Here is a 17,713-nt window from a genome sequence, read left to right as displayed (position 1 = left end):
GATATTGGTGTGAATAATCAAAATTGAAATTTGATAATTGTACGAATAATCAAAATTGAATTTTGATTTATAGGTTTTATTCAAGATTGAATCTTGATTTTGGGCTTTTTGTGGTTTCTAAGTTTTTATAAGAAATAAACCTTACGTATCGAACTTTTTTTAAAAAAAGTCCGTCTGTAATCGACTGAAATGTAAGGAAAACACTAAAGATTCAAAAAAAAGTGCCGATGGAGTATTGGCATAAATTGGTGAATTTTTGTACATTTAGTTTTATGGGTTTCGCCTGACAAAAAGTGCTGAGTTTTTATAAATCTTCACTTACAATAGCGGGTCAGAAAACCAAAACGGTTTTTAATTGATTAAAAGTTGGTCACTGGTTGTAACAATGGATAATGAGCATACGATGATCGTCGCACTGGATATCGGCACCTCTAAAGTGGTGTGCTTGGTAGCGGAAGTGCGTCGGGATGGTCAGCTTGAAATCGTGGGTATCGGCTCTCATCCATCGCGCGGTCTTAAGCGCGGCGTTGTGGTCAACATCGAATCGACGGTGAACTCGATTCATCGGGCGGTTGAAGAGGCTGAGCTAATGGCCGGTTGTAAAATCCACTCAGTTACGGTGGGTATTGCAGGCAGTCATATCAGCAGTATGAATTCACACGGTATTGTTGCGGTACGTGATCGGGAAGTTACCGAGCACGACCTAGAGCGTGTGATTGACGCTGCCAGTGCTGTGGCGATCCCGGCGGATCAACGCATCTTGCATATTTTGCCGCAAGAATACCTGATCGATCACCAAGAGGGCATCAAAGAGCCCTTAGGTATGTCAGGGGTGCGCTTGGAAGCCAAAGTGCATTTGGTAACGGGTGCTAAAAACGCCATCCAAAACATCGAGAAATGCGTTAAACGCTGTGGGCTCGAAGTGGACGGGGTGGTGCTTGAGCAATTGGCCTCAAGCTATGCCGTGTTAACCGAAGACGAGAAGGACTTGGGTGTCTGTATGGTGGATATCGGTGGCGGTACAACCGACATCGCGATCTTTACGGCAGGCTCGATCCGTCATACGGGCGTTATTCCTGTAGCCGGTGACCAAGTCACGAATGACATTGCGATGGCGTTGCGTACGCCAACGCAGCACGCTGAACAACTAAAAATTAAATACGCTTGTGCGCTGGCTCAGTTGGCAAACGCTGATGAGACGATCAAGGTGCCAAGCGTGGGTGATCGACCACCACGAGACTTATCGCGTCAAGCGCTGGCCGAAGTGGTGGAGCCTCGTTACGACGAATTGTTTACCCTGATCCAAACCGAAATTCGCCGAAGCGGGTTTGAAGATCTGATCCCTGCGGGGATCGTGCTGACCGGCGGCACTGCCAAGATGGAAGGTGTTGTGGAGTTAGCCGAAGAGATCTTTCATATGCCGGTTCGGTTAGCGATGCCACAGGGGACGCGTGGCATGGATGATATTTTACAAAACCCTATCTTCTCGACCGGAATGGGGTTGTTGCAGTACGCCGCTGAAGGGAATCACTCAAGTGGTGGTGCAACATCGGAACCTAAGCGTATATCGCCGATGAGCGAGTTTCCGCTGAACGTTGCCGAGGATGAGCCTGTGACCGCCGTCAAAGAGCGGCCTGTAAAGGCGCCGAAGCCTGTGAAAGAAGGCCCAGGTGTGGTGACACGGGTAAAAGAGTGGTTCAAAGGGAATTTCTAGCGCAGGGCACAGTGTCTTGCGTTATACGAATTGCAGATTAAAAGAGCGCCATAGTAATAACAGAGCGCAGTAAAACCTGAAGGAGAATGATCATGTTCGAACTCGTTGATAGCCTGCCACAAAGTGCAGTCATCAAAGTGATCGGTGTTGGTGGTGGCGGCGGTAACGCGGTTCAGCACATGGTGACGACTGAAGTCGACGGTGTCGACTTTATCTGCGCGAATACCGACTCCCAAGCACTGACTAACATGTTGGCTAAATCGATCATCCAGATCGGTGGTGAGCTGACTAAAGGCCTTGGTGCCGGTGCAAACCCAGATGTCGGCCGTCAAGCGGCTCTGGAAGACCGCGAACAGATCGCGGAAATGATCCGTGGTTCGGACATGGTGTTCATCACCGCCGGTATGGGCGGTGGTACAGGTACGGGCGCTGCGCCAATCGTGGCCGAAGTCGCTAAAGAGATGGGAATTCTAACGGTTGCGGTTGTGACTAAGCCATTCCCATTTGAAGGCCGCAAGCGCATGAAAATTGCGGATGAAGGCATCAAAGCGTTAAAAGAAAACGTTGATTCTTTGATCATCATCCCGAACGAAAAACTGATGCAGGTGATGGGGCGCAATTGCAGCCTGATCAACGCATTCAACACGGCTAACGATGTATTGCGTAATGCGGTACAAGGTATCGCTGATCTGATCACACGTCCTGGTATGATTAACGTCGACTTTGCCGATGTGCGCACGGTTATGTCTGAAATGGGCATGGCGATGATGGGTACCGGTGATGGCCGTGGTGATGAGCGTGCGACCATCGCAACAGAGATGGCGATCAATTCGCCATTGCTGGAAGATGTCGACCTTAAAGGTGCTCGTGGTATCTTGGTAAACATTACCGCTGGTTTGGATCTGAGCTTGGGTGAATTCTCCGAGGTGGGTAACATCGTTGAGCAATACGCTTCCGAAAACGCGACCATTGTTGTCGGTACCGTTATCGACCCAGAGATGAGCGACGAGCTGCGAGTGACCGTTGTTGCAACGGGCCTTGGTCAAGCGCAAGCAGAAGAGCTTCAAGTTGCAAACGGCGGTACTACAAGCCGTGCAGTCAGCTCTTCGAGTGCTTCTCAGCCACAGCAGCCTGCAGCACGTAAGTCGGCTTCAGATTACAACCAATTAGAGCTGCCAACGGTACTGCGTAACCGTGCCGAAGAGCAGCGTCAACGTAACCTTGCGGCGGCCGAGCTTGAAAAAGAGATGCGCCAACAGCAACAAGGTACGGTAAAGAAAACAGGCACTGACGACATGGATTTCTTGGATATCCCAGCCTTCCTTCGTCGTCAGGCTGACTAAATCTTGGTCGTTTAGACCTTTAGGTGCTTTTTGGGCCTCTCATTGAGAGGCCTTTTTTTATGCTTTTTCCAAAAAACTGCTTAAATTATTTGAACTTATAAAGGAGCGTGTTACTATACGCGCCTCGAAACGGTCAGGTGTCCGAGTGGCTGAAGGAGCACGCCTGGAAAGTGTGTATACGGCAACGTATCGAGGGTTCGAATCCCTCCCTGACCGCCATTTAAAGCCCCCCGCATATGAAGCGTTTCTCAATTATCTCCTGTACTTCTTCCTTTATCTATTAGCATACTTGCAATAGCTATTCTGGATCATTTCTATTTTTGTTTATCCAGCAAGATTGACAGTCGTGTTGAACTGTTGATATGCCCTTTGTAAATTCCTAATGAACTTGGGACTCGCTGGTGGTGTGCATAAGCATAAACCCCTTAAACTTGGGCTTAAACCGTTTTATGATCTAAAACACATGATGAGCAACCTAGCGGATATGAAGCTGCTTAAAGACGCTATCATGTTGATGGGGGGGGCTTGGAGTCAATCGCTTCAGAAGCCGAATACCGGCCAGAGGATAAAGCGCGCGCTGTTATCGCCATGCTGTATTCGGCTTTGAAGAAAGGGGATCGGAAGATTGATCCTGATATCGCAGCGGCGGTGCTGCGTGGGTCAGTTTGATTAGAGGTTATAGTGCTTGATGTAGCTTAGCATCTCCTTTTCCCACTGCATGAAGGCTGTGGCCGTTCGGTACGCCTGTTGATCTTTTTACAGTCGGCGTATTTTTGAACGAGTTTTTCCGCTTCGGTGCGCTGGGAAGGGCCGGAATGAAGATAGGAGATCCGCGACCAATTAGATTGCATACTGTTATTTGCGAGCCCCTGACCGTAGCTAATGCTAAGAAAGCTGCGAATAAGTCCTCCACTCGACAACCACGAATAATTAAATCCTTTACTTTCAATAAGATATTTTGGCCGAATGCTTACGGAAATGACTTATTCGCAGCTTCCTTAATATTTCATGCAGAACTGCATAGTTCATTTTTTTCGGTTTGTCTGTAGTACTCATCTATGATGTTGTTGGCGATAAGAATTTCTGGTTGCGAAAACTTTGCTAAGTCCTCCTCGTAGTAGCTTAAGTGTATCTGGGGTGCCGTTTTTTCTTCGGTCCATTGTGCTGTTATTAGTAAGGTGTTGTCTTGTGTTAAGTAACTAAAAGTAGGCCTTTGGCCTTGGGGGAGTTCTGCCTCTATGAACATGTTTACATACTTCATACGTTCTACTGCTCGTTTGATGCTATCACCTACTTCCATTCCGTCACCCCTTAGGTGGATTGGTTTAAGATCAGCATACTTCTGCCTACTGCTTGCTGTCATGAAATTGTAATGTAGTCCCAAAACGCTGATAGTTCTAGACACCCTGAGAAAATGTAGGACTTATCTACTCATGAAAAATAAGCATCTGTACGTATGATTACGATAAAGAAGGACTTGCTCGTTTTAAAATCAAATACTAAAAATTCATGTAAATGTCATATTTTGCGTATAAGCTTTTTTATTCAAATTAGTTCCGTAGCCCATGCCACACTTTCCCAAGGAGACATATGTCTCCTTTTTTTAGGTTGCTCATGCAGACGCGGATTCGGTGTAGAGAATGTGGATGTCATTGGGTTGAGCAGTTTGTATGCAGGGTATCGAAAGAGTCGTTTTTCGGAACGTATCTTTTCCTTCAAGGACTACAGTAGTAGGTTGTTTGTACTTCAAGGCTCCAAATGGGAGCCTTTTTTTGGATTATTTTCTTTGAAAAGCATTTTTGTTGAACTAAGGTTTCTTTACTGGATGTGTGTTTTAGTATCATTCCACGATTCTCATATTTCTTAAAAAACAAACGGTTGCTGCTGTTGATCGTGAACAGCGCACCGTCAATGTAAACATCCGTCACAATGCGGAAGTACTTGCCCCGCTGTAAATTCTTAAGCTCTACCTTAGAGGCACCTCGAAGGGGGGGAACCAAATGTTGTTTGGCTTGGCGGGCTAACTGTTTTTCCCGATCGCATTTGCCGCGCAGCTCTGGCGCGTCGATGTCTGCTATTCGCACGGTAATCCCTTTACCTACAATGGGTGGCCATTCGTTGATGTCCACTTTGAATGAATTCCCGTCGATGACGGTACCGACCTTAACAACGACCACGTTACCGTATTCTTTAGCAGCGTGAGCGGTTTGGGAAGTGGAAAGGAGTAGGGTCAGTCTGGTCTTAGTGTGCATGTGTTTTTTGAGTTCTTTACGGTCTGTTTGGTAAAGCTCACGATGCTACATTGTTTAATGCTTTCTTGCATGATTAACAGTCTGTACTAGGGAAGCTGCGAATAAGTCCTCCACTCGACAACCACGAATAATTAAATCCTTTACTTTCAATAAGATATTTTGGTCGAACGCTTACGGAAATGACTTATTCGCAGCTTCCCTAGGCTGATTACATACTGAGTGAATAGTTGTCCTTAGTTTTCTGTACTGAGTGACCTGAGTAGCCGTTTCTCAGGCACTTTAAACTGTGCATTTATGAGGAGGCGTAAGCCTCCTTTTTTATGGCTGATCTTTACTAAGCTGCAACAGCTGAGTGGGTGTTATCGCTTAAAGACTGTGGCTTTGCTAAGAGGAGTTCAAAGTGATCGTTCAGTGTAGAGCCAATTGATTCTCGAAATAGCGCTGATACCTTCATGGCTTTTTCGTCGTCTTTGGGCAGTAGGATTACTTTCTTATTGTGATAAGGTCTTGGTAGATCCGTTGTTAGGTATGTGGCTTTGTATGAACGCATAGCTTTGAATAGATCTATGAAAGATTCTGCTCGATAGTCTATGACGTACATATCAAATGTTTTACAGAGCTTAGCCACTCGTTCTCTGTTTAGAGTTAAGTTTTTGAAAGCCCCTTTTAGGTTAACGTCTTGCTCTATTCTTTTCGCGATGTACCTTGCTGCGGCGAAGTGATGAGAACCACCTGAGTTACAAAGAAATAACCGACCATCCCATGAATGATACTTAAAATGATCGCCGGTTTTTTCGCGGTTGATGATTCTGATCTCGCTCCAGGAGAGGTTTTTTTGTAAACCTTCTTCAGAAATATTTTCTATCATTTCTTTAGCGTTTTTTTGAACCATCTGATCCAATGATTCGAAGTCTTCTAGTGTCGACTTTGAGGCCGACAGACCTACAACATCTTGAATTTTACATTCCCAGCTTTCTGTTTTTGACTCGTCAACGATGTTTAACCAATCTTTGGCGTTTAAGCTAAAGGAATCGTAATGCCCGTTTTTATGACACCAGCCATTTAGCTGCCTTGCATTGAGGCTAAGGGATGATACCCAGCTTTCCCAGCGTACAACACTTTCAGTACCGATATGTTGCTTCGGTGTTTTTAAAACGGAAAGCATATCTGGGTGGTTTGAAAGTAGGCGTTGGATTGGTTCTGGGGTATCGAAGAATACTCCAATTAATCGGTTTAGCATGTTTATTCCTTCTGTTGATCCTTAATTAACATAAGGCTGATGCTTATACTGCGTTAAACGAGATCCTTGTTTAATGTGTAGAAAATCCTAACAGATTGTGTGACCACGCCGAGGACAATAAATTCATCGTCATCCCTGATCCAATAGGGCGGAAAGTCCTCGTGGTAGGATTGCAGCATCCCCTTTTGCAGGTCGATCTCTATACATACAAATTCCCCTGGCGGCGACCACATCCTCTGTGACAACTTTAAGCGAGCGATCCACTATGATGAGATCCCCATCGAAGATGCTGCGGCCCATGTCGCTTCTATTAATTTGCTTCGACGTATTGTTCAGGGGATGAAGCATGGAGATAGCCGACCTATAAAGCTTTATACTGTTATTTATGAACCACCTAGTGCTGCTGATGCAAACAAGGCAACTTACAAACAGTATCGTTTTGCTAATGCTGTATCGGGAGCTGTTGTTGGTATTTTGTCTTTCTTGGTCAGTAGGAAGCTACCTACGAAGGTGAAGGAAAACAAAATGTCTGAAAAGGGCATCAGTGGCGCTATAGGCCTTTTTGTTGGGGCTAGAGTTCGTAAGTACCTTATAAATAATATGCATAAGTTTAACGCCGGTGATGTGGCAATAATGACATTTATCGAAGTGAATGGGGGTATTGGTCCTCAATACTCTTTCAATGGAACCCATCTTACATTAGACGAATATTAATATGATTTACGTTCTGATCGGATTGATAGGGGGCTTGTTCAGCTACTTGGCATTTAAGTTCTTACCTAGAACCTTGAGATGGGTACTTGGTGGTATTTTGATCGTAGTTGGTATGTTCTGTTTATCTTACCTACAGCCTGATACCTTTAAGTACCAATTTGAGATTTTCGCCTCGTGCGTTGGTTTTGGTGTATTGATTTGTATGAATAAATAGCAGGAGGCGTTGGAGCCTCCATCTTTAAAATCTAAATTTTCACCCCATTAAATGACTGTACAAAATCCAGCTGCCGATCATGATCAGTGCGATGCCGCCCATCATTTCGGCGCGATTCCCGATCAGTGAGCCAACCACCCGACCGATCATCACACCGAGTGTCACCATGATGCAGGTAGCGCTGCCGATCATCAGTGCGGCTATCCAAATATTCACATCCATAAATGCAAAGCTGATACCGACCGCAGTGGCATCGATGCTGGTACCGATCGCGGTTAGGGTTAATACAAGCCAGCTATGCTGAGTGGGTTTTGAAGCGGTTTGATCCTCTTCATCGCTGGGTTTTAGGGCTTCGTAAATCATGTGCCCGCCAAGGAAGAAAAGGATGATAAAGGCGATCCAATGATCCCACGCTTCGACGTAAGAGGAGGCCGCGTGGCCGATCATAAATCCAATAAGGGGGGTTATGGCCTCAATGGTGCCAAACAATAAGCCCATTTTAAGCGCTTGTGAGAGCTTGGGTTTATCGAGCATTGCGCCTTTGCCAATGGCGGCGGCAAACGCATCGGTGGACATCGCCAAGGCGATGAAAAGCACGGTGATCAGGTTCATGTCTAATTATCCGGTTGGGCTTATCGAGTCCACGATGATCCACACGCCCAACCTTAGGCATGGAACATCGTTGGTCTCGCCAACCGAAAGGTGTTCGTACCATGGCATGTGGCCAAATATGTTGATACGAACGCTTCTGGTAGAAGCAGGCTACTCCCCAAAGATCAGGCGCGAGTATACCAAACTCATCGGGTTTTGCCATTCGGCGCTCTGGTTAATCAGGCTTTCAAAGCCTTGGGTGCTGTAGATGCGTATCAGAAAAGAGTATTCTTTAGCGCTGTTACCCCTAAGCTTAAGGACATACCGTGCAACGCTCGTCGTTACCCTCATCCATTGATTTTAATCAAGCGCCCTTTACCGCTTTAAAAGATGCCAAGCCTACGTTTTGGTTAAACCCTAAGGTCAAAGGGTTTCAAGAGGCGGAGTTGACGCTTGGAATGGAAAACATGCTGGATGCTGCACGGCGTTTGGTTCGGTTTGCGCCTTTTCTAGCACTCGTATTCCCAGAGATTGAGTCGACCGGCGGGATCATCGAATCCCCATTGGAAGCGGTCCCAGATATGCAGGATGCTCTGTGCGACATTGCTCGGGAGACGCGCTGTGGGGATCTGTTCCTTAAGTGCGATCACCTACTGCCGATTTCAGGTTCCATTAAAGCTCGTGGCGGCATTTACGAGGTGCTCTACCATGCCGAGCAGCTGGCGCTTGCCAAAGGATTAATTGATTCGGATCGTGATTATACCCAGTTGGCCAATGGGCCGATGCGCGCTTTTTTTGCTCAGCATCAAATTGTGGTTGGTTCTACCGGTAATCTGGGCTTGAGCATTGGCATTATGGGCGCAGCTCTTGGGTTTGAGGTGGTTGTGCATATGTCGGCGGATGCGAGAGCGTGGAAGAAGGCTCTGCTGCGCGAGAAGGGCGTTACGGTGGTCGAGCACACCTTGGATTACAGTGTGGCGGTGGCCGAAGGGCGCAAACAGGCTGAGCAAAATCCGAACGCTTATTTTATTGATGATGAAGATTCGCAAACCTTATTTTTAGGCTACAGCGTGGCGGCGCTTCGCTTAAAGGATCAGATCAGCCGCGAGGGTATTCGGGTTGATGCCGAGCATCCGTTAATCGTCTACTTGCCGTGCGGTGTTGGTGGCGCACCTGGCGGTATTACGTTTGGGCTAAAGCAGGTATTTGGGGATGATGTGCATTGCTACTTTATCGAGCCAACTCAATCGCCTTGCATGTTGCTGGGTATGGCCAGTGGGGAGCATAACCGAGTCTCTGTGCAAGAGATCGGTCTAACCAATCACACCTGTGCTGATGGGTTGGCAGTGGGCCGAGCCTCGGCTTTTGTCGGGCCAATGATGGATGCTTTGCTCTCGGGGATCAGTACCGTTGATGACTCAGATTTATACCGTTATCTTAAGCTGTTGTTTGATCGGGAGATCGAACGCGTGGAGCCTTCCGCGGCGGCTGGGTTTAAGGGGTATTTGGATGTGATCCAATCCAATCGCGAGCTTGCCGAACATGCCACGCACATCGTGTGGTCAACGGGCGGCAGCATGGTGCCAGAGGATGAGTGGCAACGTTACTACAAAGCGGCGCTCTAGCCACAAAGCTTGCTTTAAAGCCATAAACGACTGATTCAAATTCAGAGCCATCACCGGATAGGGATGGCTTTGTGATCATCGAGCGGTACGAAATTACTGAATCTCGACCTCTTTTAACAGGGCACTCAGACTCTTCGCCTCACTGAACAGATACCCCTGACCAAAATCACAACCATGCTCACGCAGGAAGTCGAGCTGGGCTTGGGTTTCGATCCCCTCGGCTATGCTTTTTAGAGACAGCGCGTTGGCGATGCTGATGGTGGCTTTGATGATCTCTTCGGCTTTATTGCTGGCGCCAATCTCTTTCACGAATGAGCGATCAATCTTAATCAGATCAATCGGTAAATCACTCAGGTAGCCTAAGTTCGAGAAGCCCGTACCAAAGTCATCAATCGCGATTTTAATGCCGCAACCGGTGTACTCTTTCATGGCGTTCGATTGGTTGTCGTTGCCTAAAATGAACTTACGCTCGGTCAACTCCAGTACAATTTCATGCCCCGAGATTTTTTGCTCGGTCACGGCTTTTTTGAATTGCTTCACCAAGTCTTGGTTCTCAAGGTCCCTTGAGGAGATGTTAATTGCGACGTAACAATGCCTTGATTAATGTTGTCCAATAGTTGTTCGTATTTACCGCTTAGCTCTTTGTAGTCATTTTTAGATCAGTGATGATGACTTGCGGGTCTTCTTTTAAGCAAATTCGCAGACCTTCAGTACCGTTTGTCGCGGTCAGTACCTTCTTGGCTTTCTGCTTGAAATAGTCTTCATAGAGGGGGGGCGAGCCGTTTCGTCTTCTTCAATGTAGAGTATGCTTTCAAGCATGGAGTAGCCTTCCTTGATGGTAACTAGATGAACATAATATGAACAGCTGTATTATCAGTTTATGCTATCTAAGGCGAATCGGTTAATGGTTCTTCTAACTATTTCAGAATTTGAACAAACGCGCAATTTGATTGATAGAATAAATATTGATACTTCAATGAGTTATCTATTTTGAGAGGGATAAAAATGGAACCCTGCCAGCTGTGCTCTCGTGTCACGAAACTGACGTTTCATCATTTGATTCCACGTAAAATGCACAGACGACCTCGGTTTAAAAAACACTACACTCAAGAAGCGCTAAACGAGGGGGTGATGGTGTGTTATGACTGTCATCGGGCGATTCATCGTTTTCATGATGAGATGACCTTAGCGCGTGACCTTCACACGTTGGCTTTGCTTAAGGCTGACCTTGCGCTGCAAAAGCACATTCAATGGGTCAGCAAACAATCGGTCGGGCGTTGATCAATAGTGCTCGCCGTTCTCGTAGTAACGGGATTTATCCAGTGGGGTAAACCACATTTCAAGGTCTGCGTAACCCAGCGCTTTTGACCAGTCGTCGATCAACTTCGCGGCTTTGTCTTGAACCTCTTGACCGCGTTCAAACCATAACACTTCGATTTTGGGCGCGCCTTTGACCACTTGGTTACCAAAAACAAACTGAGATGACATGACTTCGATGGTGAACCAATCAATCGGGGTATCCATAACATCGGCCAAGGCTTCTAAAAGGGCTTGGCTGTTTTTACACACATCGTTAGTGTCGTAAGCATGAAGGATCAGTTGAGGCACGATGGGCTCCGCTAAAGATTAAAAAAGAGGAGTCTAACGGAAAACGTAACTGAGCCCTAGGGCCAGCGCTGGACTCGGTTTCGATAGTCGACGTACACTTGTCCATACGTCTCGGTCAGTGCCGTCTCTTCTGCTAGAGCTTGGCGATACAGGGTGATGACGCCCACGCACAAACACACCAGCGAGAAGACACTCGGCAGTGCTAAAAAGAAGCCGAGCTGACCGATCATGATGGCAATAAAGCAGGGGTTGCGAGTCCGCCCGTAAATGGCGTGCACAAACAGATTGGGTGAGCTTTGCTGATCAATGCCAGAGCGCCACGCATCTCCGACAAAACCTTGCAAATAAGAGGTCATCCCAAATGCACAAAGCATCAAGAGTACCCCAAGGCTCATTAACCAAGGTTGATAAAGGGATTGGAAAATGCCGAGGTAAGGATCAATTGGATAGGCGATCCGCATCAAACACACCAATACAATCGCACCACGGAATAGGTTAAAGCACTGTCGGTTCCACCAGGTCGCTGAGCCTCTTTGACCATAGTGGATGTGGCTAAATCCGGTGCGATGCGCATGGCCGACGCTCTTAAACCCATAAAGGAGGCCTATCATCAAGAAATAGATCCCGAGAAAATGGGTGATGACAAGTTCCGTTAACATGGCGTGCGTCCTAACTGATTAACCCTTATCTGATCACGCCTGATCTCAAAATACAATTAAACTTATCAATGGGTTAAGTGTGTCACGAGATATAAGGTCAGCAATAACTGCACAACGCAGATACTTTGCCAAACACGTGTCGGATGACGCTCCAATAAAGGAGGACGTGTTTTTTTTAAATAGGCCTTGTTGGGATGGCGTAAATCGTACAAAAACTCCGAGATATCGATGTAGCGCTTTTGCGGATTGATGCTGAGTGCGCGTTTTAGGGTTTCATCCAGCCACAGCGGGATTTCTCGCTCATGATCCAGCACGCTTTGGTAAGTTAATCGTCTTTGTAAACTGAGAGTACGGGCTTTAGCGACATTAACGCCATATGGGAAGCGCCCCGACAGCATGTGGTAAGTTAATACTGCGAGAGCGTATTGATCGGAGCGCTCGGTACCGCCATCGCCTAAAAAGTACTCGGGTGCGCTGTACAGCGCCGTTCCCAAAAGAGCACTTGAGTGTGCGCCGAGACCTGCCTCAGTGAGGCCTGCAACCCGAGTGGAGCCAAAATCAATGATCTTCACTTGGCCGTCGGGGCTGATCAATATGTTGTCGGGTTTGATGTCTTGGTGGAGAAGGTCTCTTCGATGCATCGCTTGCAGCCCTTTGCCGACCTGTTCAATGATCTCGCGTACCTCCTCAACACTTGGGTGAGGGTGATCCAAAAGCCACTGCTTTAACGTTTGCCCCTCGATGAACTCCATAACGGAATAGATCGATTCTCTTGGGCGTCCTTTCGAATAGGGTTTGAGCAAATAGGGGCTATCCGCTCGTTGAGCGATCCACTCCTCGAGCATGAATTGATCAATATTGCTGGGATTATCCCGCAAGTCGGTCGAGGGGAGCTTTAAAATCACCTTTTGTTGTTGGGATTCGTCCAAAGCTAAAAAGACGTGACTTCGCGCACTGGCATGCAGTTGCGTGAGTAAGCGGTAGCCCTCAAAGGTATCCCCTTCCTTTAAGTCTGGGGCAAAGGGTAGATCACCCAGTTGATTATGTAAGCCTTGGTCGTCATTGGTCTGTGTTATGAGATCGTCGATCGAGATCAGCATCACCGAGACGTTATCATCGCTTCTAGCCTTTAGAGCCATCTCACCCAGGCAATGAGCGGCCATCTTTAAAGAGGCGCGATGCTTTAAAACGGTGCTTAGGATCTCATCTGGGGTGAGAAACTCGTGGATACCATCGGTGCTGATCAGGTAAATGTCGCCTTTTTTAAGGCGCAGTGTTTGATGTTCGGGTTGGAGCTCCTCGGTGACACCTAAGGCTCGGCTCAGATGACTTTGATGCTGAGTGACCCAAACCTGATGATCGTTGGTGAGGGTTTCAAAACCGTTTTTCCCGATGCGATGTATGCGGGTGTCGCCTAAGTGAAAAAGGTGAGCGTACTGACCTTTAAACACGATGCCCGCTAAGGTGCAAACGTAGCCTTTATTTTTATCGTACTTAAACGGGCTTAAGTACGTGCGTTTTAATAAAGCTCCGTTTATGGTTTTTAGAGTGTAGTCGATCGCTTTTTCGGTCGCCCAGGTTTCTGGGGCTAAGTAGTAGGTATTAATGCACTCCGAGACGGCGCTTTGGCTGGCTTCTTGGCTGACTTGGCTTGAGCTGATGCCATCGGCCATAACGCACATATGGCCTTTAAGGGATTGCTCATTACCAAGATGGGTTTGATAAGCAAGGGCATCTTGATTGATGGCTTTAACGCCTGCATCACTGAATTGCCCAACCGATAGTTTTATTTTCATCTGTAAGGGTCACCCAGAACACAGGCCAAGACCTGTGCTCTGGCAAAGTGCATTAAAGTGCGCGTTTGTTGCTGGTGCGCACGTGCGTGTAATAGAGAGGCAGAGCCACGAAGACGAAGCCGCCAACGAGGTTACCTAAAGCGGTTGGGAGCTCGTTCCAGATGATGTAATCCATAACGGTGAAGTCACCGCCCATGATCATCGAGAATGGGAACAGGAACATGTTCACAATGGAGTGCTCAAAACCCATAAAGAAGAAGAGCATAATCGGCATCCACATCGCTGCCATCTTGCCGGTTGCTGAGGTTGAGATCATGGCACCAACAACCCCCATGGAGACCATCCAGTTACACAGCATGCCGCGGATGAAAATTGTTAACCAGCCATCAAAACCATGTGCCGCGTAGCCTACTGTGCGTGATTCACCGATGGTTGAAACCTTCGCCGCGATGGCGCCACCGTCGGTGTTGTAACCGTAGGTAAGAATGAAGGAGATCATCACGGCAACAGTCAGTGCACCACCTAGGTTACCCAAGAAGACCAATCCCCAATTACGCAGTAATTGCCCCATTGTGCAGCCAGGACGTTTGTCGATTAAGGCTAAGGGCACGAGGGTAAATACACCGGTTAAGAGGTCAAATTTCATTAGGTACAACATGATGAAACCCACCGGGAACAGTATAGAGCCAATCAGCAAGGAGCCTGTTTGGGTCGCGACTGTGATGGCAAAAACGGCCGCAAGCGCCAAGATAGCGCCCGCCATAAACGCGCGGATTAATGTATCTTTAGTGGACATGAAGATCTTCTCTTCACCCGAGTCCACCATTTTGGTCACAAATTCAGAGGGGAGTAAGTATGACATCGACTTTCCTTATTCATCAGAGCCTACGGCCGCCCAAGCGGAAGACCAACAACAAAAAAGGCGTCTCCTAAGGTGATATCACCTTGGGAAGGACGCCTTTATCCAAACTGCAAACATTGTGTGTTCAAGCCGCCTTTAGCCAGAACAGTAAAGCTTTAGCAAAAAAGAGGCCAGACTTTAATACACGAATAGATTCAAAAGGTTGGGGTTTTGCGAGGCTAAATAGCGCAAGGGGAGTCGCCCACCTTGCACTTAAATGATCAGCTTATGCGTTCTTTTTGATCACACTGGAGACGCTTAACACGTTTTCAGCCACATCAATCAGTTTGCGGTCACTGTTCATGGCCGCTTTTTGCAGTTGTCGGTGCGCTTGCTCTTCGGTCAGACCTTGGTACTGCATCAACATGGCTTTCGCGCGCTCGATCACCTTGGTTTCGTGCAGGGACTTTTTCGCCCGATCCAGCTCGTGTTCCATCTCCTTAAGCTGGGTCGCCTGAGACTGAATTAACGAGAGCAAAGATTTTTGCTGAGTGTGACTGAAGGACTCATCGGTATCGTTATTTGCATCGGAGGATTCAGCCGCCAATTCAATGGAGGAGGTGGGCGCACGCATATTCGCCAGCGCCGACAGTGTGTACTCGTGGCTTTTATACTCGCCCAAGGTGCGCTGCAAGTTTTCATCACAGGTGTTGATCAAGGTTTTGATCAAGTTCAGTTCAAGCTCATGCATTAAATCCAAGCGGAGGGTGGCGATGTCGTACCACACCTCACTCAAATCCGTGGGCAGGGCTGATTGGTCGGAGCTTTGGATCATCTCTCGCAAACGCGCAAACTCTTGGCAAGGTTTAGACGCTTGTAAGTTGGCCCACTCGGTTTGGCTCTCGCGCTTGCTGAACTCAATAAACTGATTAAAGCAGTAGTTTTGTTTCTCTTGGGTGTTGTTAAGGCGCTCCATAACAATGTCCGAGAACTGCCCAGCGGCAAACCCAATGGCGCCCCAGGCACGCTCAAGGCCCGCAAACTCTTTGCCTTGCATAAAGTTGAAAAGCCCAACTAAGGATTGGGTTGTGTCTGGGTCCGTGGAGATGTCGGCTGCTTCAAAGATGATGTTGAGTAAGCCTGTGATCAGCTCGCTAATGAACAGGGTATTGTCAGCGGCTGTTAGGGATAATCGGGCAACCGCATCGCGGTGTGGCGGCAGTTCGTCCAGAGCATGGAGCACAAACGAAATGGCGTTAAACAGGCGTACACTGCTGTGCAACTGCCCTGTTTTGTGGGTTAAGCTGGAAAGGTGCTCCCGAAAAGCGCGTTCATAGGCTTCACATTGGACAATCTGCTGATGTCTGGCATCGAGCATGCGTTGGCCATCGGACTTAATAAAGACATTCGACATACCGCGCTCGCGCTGCAAGGCGTGCACTAAGTCGCTGACCAGTACAACCAACTGACAACTGGTTTTTAACTCTTTTAGGTTATCGATCTCGCATTGTTTGGCCGCCAAAATAAAAAATTCGGGGGTGTCTTTTCTGGACTTCATCTTAACCTCGGATCACACGGTTCGGGTGGATGGCAAAGATCTCCTATTTATTATGCAACCCTTTGGCCAATTACGGCTCTAAGCCTTTAATCGCCGCGGTAGCGATCAGAGAGGGCGAATTCTTCACTGATCTCGATAATGAAAATAATTATCATTTGAGTTTTATTGATCCTTGCTATAGGATTATCGCACAAATGATATCTACGCAGGAGGCAACAGATGAAAGCACTGGTCACAAACAGTCTAACGACTCTATTGTCATCGGTTTTTATTGTCGGCATTGCTACCGCGTTCTTATTTACCAGCTCATAAAGCACTGTTTTAAATAGAGGCACTGAATGATTGCAATCATTTACGGGTCAACCACAGGTAATACCTCGGATGTGGCCGTTAAAATCGCACAAAACCTCGGTGAAGAGAACACCGAACTGTTTGATGTGAAAGATGTAGGTCTGGATATCATCGATGCGTTTGACCAATTTATCTTTGCAATTCCGACATGGGATTACGGCGAAGTCCAAGAAGATTGGGAAGAAGTTTGGGAAGAGGTCGAAAACTTCGACTTCGAAGGTAAAACAGCGGCATTTGTTGGTCTGGGTGATCAGCTTGGCTATGCTGAATGGTTCGTTGACGCGATGGGCATGTTACACGACAAAGTCGTTGCACGTGGCGCGACCGTTGTAGGCCATTGGCCTGTTGAGGGTTACGAGTTTGATGAGTCAAAAGCCCTAACGGACGATAAAAAGCATTTTGTTGGTCTGGCGTTGGATGAAGATACTCAGCGTGATCAGTCAGAAGAGCGCATCAACACCTGGTGTGATCAGATTCGCCCTGCGTTTCTGTAAGCGTTAAGTGTTATAAAAAAGCGGCCATGAGCCGCTTTTTTGTTGGAATCAACGTCCTGTGCCTAAGTGATGGCCAACCCAGAAGGGGCTAGGTCGACCGCCACTTGCTTGTGCTTAGAACGCGTAGTTAAAGCGTACGCGTAACGCGTTGGCTTTATCATCCGCCACATTGCTGGCTTTAGACATGGACGCAGCAAAAGTAACGCTGGCGTTCTCAAGGTCCAAAATTGGCATGGTGTACGCGGCGTATAAGGTGTTCACCTTCTGATCATCGCTGCCGGCAACTTCTGCATTTGAGTGCATATAACCCAAGCCAAAGTTTCCATAAGTCATGTTAGCTGCGAACGATGTTGTATCAAGGTCGGTATCATCATCTTTTAAACGAGACGCCGCTAAGTTGATGAAGCCTTCACCCACGTTGATACCGGTGTTGATACCAAAGCCGGTTTGATCCACTTCGCCACCGTCTGTTTGAAGACGCACCACTCCCACGGCTTTCGCAAAGTAATCGCCGCGGTAAGTTGTACCAACGGCACCTAATTCAACATGTCCGTTTTGATCGTAAACGCACTCAGTTTGTGTGGTATCGCGGGTATCCGTATCAAGTTCGAGGCTGGCGTTGAGTTCCAGTTCTGCAAAAGCGGTGCTGGTGGTACAAAGGGCAGCAGCAGTGGATGCAAGCACAAAAAAACCCGGCGATTGCCGGGCTTTTG

The 17,713-nt window shown here is 47.5% G+C and carries 18 protein-coding genes, 1 tRNA gene and 1 riboswitch; of the genes, 8 read left to right on the top strand and 11 right to left on the bottom strand.

Annotation, left to right across the window (positions count from 1 at the left end; translation table 11 throughout):
- Positions 1 to 385 precede the first annotated feature (385 nt).
- The 4 genes from ftsA to ACXAF9_RS10775 all read left to right on the top strand — a co-directional run bounded on the left by ftsA (position 386) and on the right by ACXAF9_RS10775 (position 3,726).
- Entirely contained in the window at positions 386 to 1,714 is a 1,329-nt protein-coding gene (ftsA, locus tag ACXAF9_RS10790) for a cell division protein FtsA (RefSeq protein WP_475073905.1), read from the top strand.
- 92 nt (positions 1,715 to 1,806) lie between these two features.
- Positions 1,807 to 3,057, top strand: a complete 1,251-nt coding sequence (gene ftsZ / locus ACXAF9_RS10785; RefSeq protein ID WP_475073904.1) for a cell division protein FtsZ — start codon at positions 1,807 to 1,809, stop codon at positions 3,055 to 3,057.
- Between the two features lie 131 nt (positions 3,058 to 3,188).
- A tRNA-Ser gene (locus ACXAF9_RS10780) sits at positions 3,189 to 3,276 on the top strand.
- Positions 3,277 to 3,582: 306 nt separating this feature from the next.
- Entirely contained in the window at positions 3,583 to 3,726 is a 144-nt protein-coding gene (locus ACXAF9_RS10775) for a hypothetical protein (protein WP_475073902.1), read from the top strand.
- Positions 3,727 to 4,063: 337 nt separating this feature from the next.
- On the opposite strand, the gene ACXAF9_RS10770 is transcribed toward ACXAF9_RS10775, so the two are convergent.
- The 3 genes from ACXAF9_RS10770 to ACXAF9_RS10760 all read right to left on the bottom strand — a co-directional run bounded on the left by ACXAF9_RS10770 (position 4,064) and on the right by ACXAF9_RS10760 (position 6,549).
- Positions 4,064 to 4,357 (bottom strand): hypothetical protein, encoded by a 294-nt coding sequence (locus tag ACXAF9_RS10770; protein WP_475073900.1) that lies wholly within the window; start codon positions 4,355 to 4,357, stop codon positions 4,064 to 4,066.
- Positions 4,358 to 4,772: 415 nt separating this feature from the next.
- Positions 4,773 to 5,309 (bottom strand): thermonuclease family protein, encoded by a 537-nt coding sequence (locus ACXAF9_RS10765; protein WP_475073898.1) that lies wholly within the window; start codon positions 5,307 to 5,309, stop codon positions 4,773 to 4,775.
- Positions 5,310 to 5,643: 334 nt separating this feature from the next.
- On the bottom strand, positions 5,644 to 6,549 hold the full coding sequence (locus ACXAF9_RS10760; protein ID WP_475073896.1) for a DUF6685 family protein: 906 nt from the start codon (positions 6,547 to 6,549) through the stop codon (positions 5,644 to 5,646).
- A 339-nt stretch (positions 6,550 to 6,888) separates the two neighbouring features.
- Here ACXAF9_RS10760 and ACXAF9_RS10755 point away from each other — a divergent pair, with 339 nt between their 5' ends.
- Entirely contained in the window at positions 6,889 to 7,263 is a 375-nt protein-coding gene (locus ACXAF9_RS10755; RefSeq protein WP_475073894.1) for a hypothetical protein, read from the top strand.
- A 253-nt stretch (positions 7,264 to 7,516) separates the two neighbouring features.
- On the opposite strand, the gene ACXAF9_RS10750 is transcribed toward ACXAF9_RS10755, so the two are convergent.
- Entirely contained in the window at positions 7,517 to 8,089 is a 573-nt protein-coding gene (locus ACXAF9_RS10750; protein WP_475073891.1) for a manganese efflux pump MntP, read from the bottom strand.
- Between the two features lie 49 nt (positions 8,090 to 8,138).
- A riboswitch (yybP-ykoY riboswitch) is annotated at positions 8,139 to 8,260 on the bottom strand.
- Positions 8,261 to 8,394: 134 nt separating this feature from the next.
- Between ACXAF9_RS10750 and ACXAF9_RS10745 the strand changes: the two genes are divergently transcribed.
- Positions 8,395 to 9,693 carry a D-serine ammonia-lyase gene (locus ACXAF9_RS10745; protein ID WP_475073889.1) on the top strand — a complete coding sequence of 433 codons (1,299 nt, stop codon included), beginning with the start codon at positions 8,395 to 8,397 and terminating at the stop codon, positions 9,691 to 9,693.
- A gap of 93 nt (positions 9,694 to 9,786) precedes the next feature.
- On the opposite strand, the gene ACXAF9_RS10740 is transcribed toward ACXAF9_RS10745, so the two are convergent.
- Positions 9,787 to 10,272: an EAL domain-containing protein gene (locus tag ACXAF9_RS10740; RefSeq protein ID WP_475074152.1), complete on the bottom strand. Its 486-nt coding sequence runs from the start codon at positions 10,270 to 10,272 to the stop codon at positions 9,787 to 9,789.
- A gap of 426 nt (positions 10,273 to 10,698) precedes the next feature.
- On the opposite strand from ACXAF9_RS10740, the gene ACXAF9_RS10735 reads away from it, so the two are divergent.
- The gene (locus ACXAF9_RS10735) at positions 10,699 to 10,974 is read left to right on the top strand and encodes an HNH endonuclease (protein ID WP_475073887.1); all 276 of its coding nucleotides are present in this window, start codon (positions 10,699 to 10,701) and stop codon (positions 10,972 to 10,974) included.
- Here the strand turns inward: ACXAF9_RS10735 and ACXAF9_RS10730 are convergent, their stop codons facing one another.
- From ACXAF9_RS10730 to ACXAF9_RS10710, 5 genes are all read right to left on the bottom strand, one after another.
- Complete coding sequence (locus ACXAF9_RS10730; RefSeq protein WP_475073884.1) at positions 10,975 to 11,301, bottom strand: DUF1904 family protein; 327 nt, start codon at positions 11,299 to 11,301, stop codon at positions 10,975 to 10,977.
- Positions 11,302 to 11,357: 56 nt separating this feature from the next.
- A complete protein-coding gene (locus tag ACXAF9_RS10725) occupies positions 11,358 to 11,960 on the bottom strand; it encodes a methyltransferase family protein (RefSeq protein WP_475073882.1) in 603 nt (200 codons plus the stop codon).
- 65 nt (positions 11,961 to 12,025) lie between these two features.
- Complete coding sequence (locus ACXAF9_RS10720; protein ID WP_475073880.1) at positions 12,026 to 13,756, bottom strand: bifunctional protein-serine/threonine kinase/phosphatase; 1,731 nt, start codon at positions 13,754 to 13,756, stop codon at positions 12,026 to 12,028.
- Positions 13,757 to 13,808: 52 nt separating this feature from the next.
- Positions 13,809 to 14,618: a formate/nitrite transporter family protein gene (locus ACXAF9_RS10715; protein WP_475073879.1), complete on the bottom strand. Its 810-nt coding sequence runs from the start codon at positions 14,616 to 14,618 to the stop codon at positions 13,809 to 13,811.
- A 265-nt stretch (positions 14,619 to 14,883) separates the two neighbouring features.
- Positions 14,884 to 16,155: a nitrate- and nitrite sensing domain-containing protein gene (locus ACXAF9_RS10710; protein ID WP_475073877.1), complete on the bottom strand. Its 1,272-nt coding sequence runs from the start codon at positions 16,153 to 16,155 to the stop codon at positions 14,884 to 14,886.
- A 338-nt stretch (positions 16,156 to 16,493) separates the two neighbouring features.
- On the opposite strand from ACXAF9_RS10710, the gene fldB reads away from it, so the two are divergent.
- A complete protein-coding gene (gene fldB / locus ACXAF9_RS10705) occupies positions 16,494 to 17,000 on the top strand; it encodes a flavodoxin FldB (RefSeq protein WP_475073875.1) in 507 nt (168 codons plus the stop codon).
- A 114-nt stretch (positions 17,001 to 17,114) separates the two neighbouring features.
- On the opposite strand, the gene ACXAF9_RS10700 is transcribed toward fldB, so the two are convergent.
- On the bottom strand, positions 17,115 to 17,684 hold the full coding sequence (locus ACXAF9_RS10700) for a hypothetical protein (protein WP_475073874.1): 570 nt from the start codon (positions 17,682 to 17,684) through the stop codon (positions 17,115 to 17,117).
- Positions 17,685 to 17,713: the final 29 nt, after the last annotated feature.

It is taken from the genome of Neptunomonas sp. ABH4_499, from assembly GCF_056160565.1.
Note: the sequence above shows the minus strand (reverse complement) of the source record. Positions and strands in the feature narration are given on the sequence as shown.